We start from the raw sequence: 1,226 nt of genomic DNA, 5'->3' as shown, positions 1-1,226 counted from the left end.
GTACGTTGCTGTCCATCTCGGTCGGCGAGATGTCGATCTGGATGAACTGCCGGGTGTCGGCGTTCGGGCCGCCCCAGGTCTTGCCTTTGCCGTGCGACAGCAGCCAGTTCAGGCGCGCGCCGACCAGCATCACCACGTCGGCTTCTGCCAGTACATGGGAACGGGTGGCGGATGCCGACTGGGCGTGCGTATCGGGTAGCAGGCCTTTGGCCATCGACATGGGCAGGTAGGGAATGCCGGTTTTTTCGATCAGGGCACGGATTTCGGCGTCGCACTGTGCGTAGGCTGCGCCTTTGCCCAGCACGATCAGCGGCCGTTTGGCACCTTTGAGCAGGTCGAGCGCGCGTTTGACCGAATCGGGCGCCGGGATCTGGCGGGGAGCGGGGTCCACAACTTCGATGAGCGACTTTTTGCCGGCTGCAGCATCCATGGTCTGCCCGAACAGTTTGGCCGGCAGGTCGAGGTAGACACCGCCAGGGCGGCCGGACAGCGCCGAGCGGATGGCGCGCGCGATACCGACGCCAATGTCTTCGGCGTGGAGGACGCGAAATGCTGCTTTGCACAATGGCTTGGCAATTGCCAGCTGGTCCATTTCTTCGTAGTCGCCCTGCTGAAGATCCACAATCTCGCGCTCGCTTGAGCCGCTGATCAGGATCATCGGGAAGCAGTTGGTCGTTGCGTTCGCCAATGCTGTGAGCCCGTTGAGGAAACCGGGCGCCGACACCGTCAGGCAAATGCCGGGCTTTTGCGTCAGGAAGCCGGCAGCCGCGGCGGCATTACCGGCATGCTGCTCGTGGCGGAACGAAATCATGCGGATGCCCTCAGCCTGCGCCTTGCGCGTCAGGTCAGTGATGGGAATGCCGGGCAAGCCGAAGATCGTGTCAATGCCGTTGAGCTTGAGCGCGTCGATCAGCAGGTGAAATCCATCTGTCTGCTCTCCGGATTGGGTGTCTTTTGTCATTTGAAATGTCTCTTCGTTTGACTTGGGTAAAAATTGAGCAGGCCTGGCTGTCCATTGGCATGCACGAGGGTCATTTGCATCGTCGGGTTATCATAGGAATTGATTCAGGTTTCACCCTTGACCGAGGTCAACTTTCTCTGTATTTGGACCGCACAAACGTGTCAGTTCCGCACCCTCCCAACCCATGTTGTCCATACAAAACCATCCAGATAGAAATGTCATTCGTGTTCAGCTGGCACAGAACATAGTTCTGAAGGGAATTACG

General features: G+C 58.9%; 1 protein-coding gene. It reads right to left on the bottom strand.

Translation table 11 applies throughout. From position 1 onward, the window contains the following. On the bottom strand, positions 1 to 961 hold a 961-nt coding region (gene oxc, locus AC1D1P_RS23755), incomplete at its 3' end, for an oxalyl-CoA decarboxylase (protein ID WP_477674705.1). Positions 962 to 1,226 lie beyond the last annotated feature (265 nt).

It is taken from the genome of Polaromonas sp. P1_E1_2 (assembly GCF_056406035.1).
The sequence above is the reverse complement of the archived record's forward strand: the minus strand, read 5'-3'. Positions and strand labels throughout refer to the sequence as shown.